Here is a 6915-nt window from a genome sequence, read left to right as displayed (position 1 = left end):
AGATGTGTATAAGAGACAGGCCCAGCCCGCCCAGCAACGGCACCACCGCGCTGGCGTCTTCGGCAACCGCCAGTACCGGTGGCTCGGCGCCTTTTTCCAGCAGCAACGGCGCCAGCGTGCGGATCACAATACCCGCAGCGCATAGCGCAATAATCGGTGTGTCCTGCTGATAAAGCTGACGCAGGGTGTCGCCGAAATCGCTGTAACTGCGATCACCGCCGTCTACCCGCCCTGCCAGCCCGAGGACAGAAGCGCCGGGCAGCAACTGCTGGATACGGCGTGCAGTGTCCAGGCTGCCATTGCCCAGAATGACAATGGCCGGTGCCGGGCGACTCAACCCTGCCACCTTTCGCCTGGGACGATAATCAGCGAGAAATACGGCGAAGACATCGGTTCCACTTCATTGAGCGGCACGATCTTCTGATTGCTCATGGTGGCGCGCTCGACATACAACGCCCGCTCGGCCAGCCCCAGCTCGCCCAGCACTTCGCGCACTTTATGAAAGTTGCGCCCCAGCTTCATGATCACTGCCGCATCGGCAACCGCCAGCCGCGACTTGAGTTCTTCGTGGGGCAGCACACCCGAGAGCACCGACAGGCTCTGGTTGCGATACACCAACGGCACGCCCAATACCGAAGCGCCGCCCAGCATCGAGCACACGCCCGGTACCACTTGTGCTTCAAAACGCTGGGCCAGACGGTCGTGCAGGTACATATAGGAGCCGTAGAAGAACGGATCACCTTCGCAGATCACTGCCACATCACGGCCGGCATCCAGATGCACGGCCACTTCAACCGCAGCCTGATCGTAGAAATCACTGATCACCTGCTCGTAGGACAACGGCTCCGGCAACACCTCGGTGGTCACCGGGTACACCAGCGGCATCTGGGTTTGCGCGTCTTGCAGATGGGCTTCGATGATGCCGAACGCATTGCCCTTCTTGCCCTTGGCCACGAAATACGCCACCACCGGCGATTCGCGCAGCAGGCGCAGGGCTTTAACCGTGATCAGCTCAGGGTCGCCGGGGCCTACGCCCAAGCCGATCAAACGTCCTGGTTGCGCCATTATTCGATCTCCGTGGCCAGGGCGTTGACGGCCGCAGCCGCCATCGCACTACCGCCACGGCGGCCTTGCATGATCACAAACGGCACGCCACGGCTGTCTGCCGCAAGCATGGCCTTGGATTCCGCGGCGCCGACAAAGCCCACCGGGAAGCCCAGGATCAGTGCCGGCTTGGGAGCGCCGGCATCGATCATTTCCAGCAGGTAAAACAGCGCTGTGGGCGCGTTTCCGATCACCACCACACTGCCTTCCAGGTACGGGCGCCAATGCTCAAGGGCCACCGCCGAACGGGTGTTGCCCTTCTCCAGCGCCAGCTCAGGTACGCCTTCTTCGCGCAGGGTGCAGATCACCGGGTTGTTGGCCGGCAAACGGGTACGGGTGACGCCTTCGGAAACCATCCGCGCATCGCACAGAATGGCAGCACCTGCCGCCAGCGCATCACGCCCGGCCTTGCCGGCACCCGGCGAAAAACGCAGGTCTTCAATGGCATCGACCATGCCGCAGGCGTGGATCACACGCACGGCCAGTTTTTCGAGGTCCGCCGGGATGCTGTCGAGGTTGGCCTCGGCACGAATAATGGCGAACGAATTGCGATAGATCTCTTGACCATCGCGGATGTAATCAATCATCGGTGTTGCTCCATTGGCGGGCCTCAAGCCAGGCACCCGCCGCTTCAATTGTAAGATTGCGCTCGCGCAGAACACCGAAACCGGCGTGCTCCGGGGTGCGTAAATAGAGGTCGTAATGACCGGGCGCCACGGCCAGTAAAGTGACCGGCGCGACGTGGGCTGCCGCGCAGGAGCGCTGGCAGCCGGTCAGGTGAATATTCAAAGGCTTTGGCAGCAACGCGGCCAACTGACGGGCATCCTGCTTCGTGTCGGCCAGCCCTTTGGCACAGGCACTGGAGCCGGTACAGGCCACCAGATGCGCCAGCGGGTTGCCAGCCTCTACGATCAAGCCGAGCACCATCAACTGGCTCATCACCGCAGCGGCCTGAGCGGCCGCTATGTTGGGCAACAAGACGCTCTGCCATGGCGTGAACCGTAAAGTGCCATCGCCGTAGCGCTCGGCCAGCTCGGCCAACCCCGTGAGCATCGCCGCATCCAGCCGCCCCAGTGCCGGCGCCCCGCCGATATAGACCCGACCAGGCGCTTGCTGTGGCCAAATGCCGAGGTGCATGGACGCCGAGATGGCCCTGCACTGCCAGTCGCCAGCAGGCAACAGTGCCACGCTGATTCGCTGTGCCAGCTGCCCGACAAATGACTCAGTGGTGACCTCCTCCAGCAGATGACGCATGCGGGTTTGCTCAGGTCGCGCCAGATCCAGAAACTGCATCAGCACGGCCAACACCAGCTCATGCCCGTACTCCACGGGTACGGCTGCCAACGCGCAATCGTGCGCCGGGCACCCGGCCAGGCCAAAAGCCAACAGCGTCTGGCCATTACGCACAAATGCCGACAACCACAGATCATGCGGATGCTCCAGCATGGCCAGGGCCTCGCCGCCATCCAGTTGCACGGCGAACTTGGCCGACAGCTCGGTGAACCTTGGCGTGCTTTGCAGGCTGGCCAGTATCTGCCGGGCCAGCGGCCACGTATCGATATGCATCTGCAGATCAATGCCGGCACTCGGGCTGAGCATCAAGTTGCGCACGTCGTCACTGGCGGCAGTAGCAGGCCCAAGCCCGGCCGCCAGCAAGGGCGCAATCAATGCACTGTGCTGCGGCCCCACACCACGGATTTGCAAATTGCCACGGTTGGTCGCTTCGATCACACCACTGGCATACCGCTGAGCCACATCTGCCACCGTGCGAGCCTGATCGGCGTTAATCGCGCCGCCATCCAGCTTGACCCGACAGATACCGCCATCCATTGCCTGGACGATACGCAGTAACCCCGGGCAAGCCGAGGGGCGCACAGGCGTCGTGACAGAAAGTTCAGGTGGCAAGTTCAAGGAGCTATCCAGAGCAGGCAATACGCTATTGCAGGTCGCGCATTATGCCTGCTTTGGGCGAGTGCATGAAAAGCCTGCCGGACGGAATGACTACTCCCGTGTATTAACCTCGGGCAGTTGTGGATGATCCCGGCCCAGACGGGTGATCAACAACACCACGGAATCGGCATTGGCCAGCATGAGGTCAATGCGTTTACGAGCATCGTGTTTAAAGATCGGCCGCGCTTGCTCAAGGGTCCTGACACCGCTAAGCGCCTTGATTTTGGCCTTGCCCGGGTTAGCGGGTATATCCGCCCAGGTGCGCTCTTCAGGATCAAATTGCTGAAACAGGTGCTCGGTCGAGATATAGGGTGAATGGCAACTCTGGACGATCTGGTTAAACGACTTGATCTGGCTGCCCAGGGGGGTTGATTCATCCAGCAGGTCCTCGTAAGGAAAGCCGGGATTCAGATAGTTGATGTCCTCGGTATCAAGCGCCTGATGGCTGATCTCATGCAGCATAAAGGCCGCCCGATAATGCACGTTGGTCCTGAAAGGTGGCTGGGTGGCTTTCACAAATGCCTGGCTCAAGGCGTTGGGTGTTTCAAATAGAGTGCTGAAAAAATGCTCACTCAAGTACAGGCGCTTGTGCAAATCCCAGCGGTGAATCCAGGCGACGGCCTTGTCGTTGAACCGGGAGCGGCAGACCACGTATTTACTGGAAGTCAGCGGCGACAGATCGGGATGCAAAAACCTCGCAAGCAGGGGCCCGATCGTTTCATTGAGTCGGTCAAGCAACGGCTGATCAACGTGCTCCACATCAAAGAACGTCTGTATCAACGCCCGGTTCCGGGCATTCTGCGTCCCCGGTTCGAGCAAGGTGTGCAGGGCGCTTTGACTGCGCTGCAGGTAGGTGACGGCCTGGGCATGGGCCTCGCGAATGGCCTGTGCCTTGTCAGGAAAACGCCGCTCAATGCTGGCCATGCCGATGGCCTGCATCTCATGGGTCAGGCGGTCGGATATCGAAGCCGTGGTCGACAGCACAGGGCCGCCCCCCAGTAGCGGTTCCTTGAGATCAAGCTCCCAATGCTCACGTTCGTTGATTTTTACCAGCGGCCCTTCGCGGCCTTCTCCGATAAAAATGCGCCAGCGCTCGCGCCAGGCCTGCACCTGAAAAACATGCCCGCCCAGCAGCACATAGTGAAGACCTGTGCCCGGGTGACGGTACAACCGGGTCAGGCTGTCCTGCTTGAGCTCCAGCAAGGCCACATCATTGGCCTGAAAGGGCTGCAGGCCGATCTCCTGCTCAGGCGTGAGGTGCACCGCCGCTTCGGACTGCGGCTGACGCAAGACTGTCGGAGTCACTGTTTTCAGTTGGCGCAGTGTCAGATAACCACTGCCTATCTGTGCCAGCGACGAGGCAAAATCAGCCACGGCTTCGCCCCACTCGCCTTTTTGCGCGGCCTCGAAACCCTGCTGCACAAAACCCGCCGTTTGCCAGACCACCATGGGAATACTCAGCCTGGCAGGCAAAAACATCAACGCAGTCGATGCAATCAACGAAAACAGGTACTTGAATGACTCCCAGTCGGCTTCGGCGGAGGTCTTCGACTGGGCGGCGGCCATGTCCAGCAACAGGTGGTAGTTGTCGACATACAACTGTTCAAACAGATTGCCCGCGATGGGCCTTGGCGCCAGGGTCGGGGGGGCCGGCCTGAGCATGAAACTGCCGAGGGACGCGTCCACATACTGCGGGATATGGGGCTCCACAAAACCGCCATAGTTGTAGGTTTTACGGGCCTCGGGCTCAAGACGCTGGAGCACCAGCGCCTGCAGGTCCGTGTTGATACGCAGGTCGTCGAGCAAGGCGGCTTCGTTGTTGTACGCTTTGAATGTAAAGCGCTCGCTGTAGTTGACCCACAGGATCTGCGGCCCGGCGCCTGACTCCACAGGCCCAATGATGTAGAGCCCCCTGGCCCGATCAGGATCCGCTTCGGGCTCGGCTACCAGCTCAAATGGCCGGACGATGATCGGCATTCTGTCCAACATCAGGCGGGCCGCTCCATCTGGCATGTTGATGACCTGCTGTATGTACCGATACGCCATCTCCTGGCCAGGGTCGATCAGTTTTTCCCGCAGGGCCTGTTCCATCACCTGCAGCGAGAGCTGCTCGGAGAATTGTTGTTGGCGCAAGGTCACCCCCGGTTTTCCGGGCGCCAGCTTGTCTTGCAACAAAGCACGGTAATGCGCGCCGATTTCCAGTTGTCGGGTCAGTCGTTTTACATACGTCGCATTCAAGGCCGTCGGCAACGCACTGCCATTAGGGACTCGCAAGGAAATCGCGCCTGCATTGAGCCGGTAAAAACCGTTAAGCGAAAATTGCGTGAGGGTCTGAACAGTGCGCGTCGTCGCCGCTGGCAAAAAAGAGGGCGTGCTACCAACCGGTACCGGGGAAGGCACATAGGTGTCGATCACCACCTCGATCGCATCCGGGTCTGGCGCCTGCCCCGCGAAGTCGAGCTCCAGACGCAGTTTCAGTAACGCGCGGGCGTACTCGGCAAGCGGCGGGATATCATGCAGGTAGTTTTGCTGTTCCTGCCCTGCCCCTGGATAGCGCTGCAGCAACCCGGCATAAGCCAACTTGTCTGCCTGCGAGGCGTTTTTCAACCACTGCGGTATTGCCGCCTCAAACGCTTGCAGGCGCGCCATTTCAACCACAGGCTCCAACACCAGCCCTGCCCGACCTTGTACCAGTTCACTGTGGATAAGATTTTCAAAGGCTTGCGCCGACAAGGGGATGGCTTGAGCCGTACGGCAGGCAAAGCCGGCGTCCGCCAGCACCTTGGCAATAGCCCGTAGCTGGGTCTCTCGGACAAAGTCGTGTTCAACACGTTCGAATTGAAGCCCGCCAATTTTCCCGTTAGCGGTGCTGTCCAGCCAGGCCGTAACCTGCGGCTGCGTGCCCGTGCTGACATGGCTCAGCAGTTCCCAGCGCCGTGCCTTGTCCGCCAGGCGAGCTTGCAGTTGGGTGGTGCACTCGCCCACCGACGCAAAGCCTTCGAACCCCGAACCCGGGCTCCAGAATATGGCCCGGCCGGCAGTTGCAGGCTGCTGACCACCGCGCTCGGTGAACAACAGACAGTTGACGATATCCAGCCCGGCCTGTGCGCCATTGATTGATAGTGCAATGGCAAACACATCGGGAACAAACCCTGCCAATGCTCGACGCCGGGCGCTCACCGGCTGGCTCAGCACCGCGCCCAGCACCGCCAGGTCCGCCGCTGAAAGCCGGTTGCCCGATTGCATCAGCTGCAATTCGGCCCGCAGCATCGCCAACCTCAGGGTACACAGCCTGTCGATCAACGTATCGGCCCTCAGCGGTGGGGCCGGGGTATAGAAAAACGCACGTAGCTGATTGACATACCCCTGGAAAAACCCCGCTGCGGCCTGATCCATGACGTTGATTAATTCACTGCCTGAAAGTGGCTTGGGCGGATTGAGATCCGGGGTATCCAGCAAGTGCAGGCCCGCCTCTATTCTTTCGGGATCACGCGGCAGCGGCTGTAGTCCGGTGACCTGTTGCAACAATGCTTCCATCAGCGACACCGGCTCACGCAAGCCAGCGACCCGTAACCGCATACGGTCGAGCTCCAGCACGTCATGCCCCGCGCGGGCCAGCGCTTTCACCAGCCTTGAATACGCATACGAAAACGGTGCAGGCCATGGCCGCAACAATTCATCAACCTGGGAAGCGATGTTCATTAACTGCATCACCAGCCCCTCGGCCTGCCCGCCGTTGCCAGCAGCCATCGGGCGGACATTGAAGGTTTCGTTCGATGCAGAGCCGGAATTAAATGTGGAAGTGATTGCCTTCATGGGTGATCTCTCTTCGCTTGCGGACAATGCACAACACGCTATCGC

Annotated in this window: 4 protein-coding genes and 1 pseudogene; all 5 read right to left on the bottom strand. The window is 60.4% G+C overall.

Going from position 1 to position 6915, the window contains the following annotated elements; translation table 11 throughout:
• Nucleotides 1-337: pseudogene (locus tag QN377_RS19400) on the bottom strand (precorrin-3B C(17)-methyltransferase); the annotation flags it as partial.
• The gene (locus QN377_RS19395) at nt 334-1065 is read right to left on the bottom strand and encodes a precorrin-2 C(20)-methyltransferase (RefSeq protein ID WP_086798974.1); all 732 of its coding nucleotides are present in this window, start codon (nt 1063-1065) and stop codon (nt 334-336) included. The gene QN377_RS19395 and the pseudogene QN377_RS19400, both read right to left, overlap by 4 nt.
• Nucleotides 1065-1691 (bottom strand): precorrin-8X methylmutase, encoded by a 627-nt coding sequence (locus QN377_RS19390; RefSeq protein ID WP_016783380.1) that lies wholly within the window; start codon nt 1689-1691, stop codon nt 1065-1067. Before QN377_RS19390 ends, QN377_RS19395 begins: the two co-directional genes overlap by 1 nt.
• Nucleotides 1684-3015: a precorrin-3B synthase gene (cobG, locus tag QN377_RS19385; protein WP_306452848.1), complete on the bottom strand. Its 1332-nt coding sequence runs from the start codon at nt 3013-3015 to the stop codon at nt 1684-1686. Before cobG ends, QN377_RS19390 begins: the two co-directional genes overlap by 8 nt.
• A 90-nt stretch (nt 3016-3105) precedes the next feature.
• A complete protein-coding gene (locus QN377_RS19380; RefSeq protein WP_322214051.1) occupies nt 3106-6870 on the bottom strand; it encodes a dermonecrotic toxin domain-containing protein in 3765 nt (1254 codons plus the stop codon).
• Nucleotides 6871-6915 lie beyond the last annotated feature (45 nt).

This window comes from Pseudomonas sp. CCC4.1 (assembly GCF_035019225.1).
In the GTDB taxonomy this organism is placed as follows: domain Bacteria; phylum Pseudomonadota; class Gammaproteobacteria; order Pseudomonadales; family Pseudomonadaceae; genus Aquipseudomonas; species Aquipseudomonas bubulae.
This window is presented reverse-complemented; position numbering and strand designations above follow the sequence as displayed.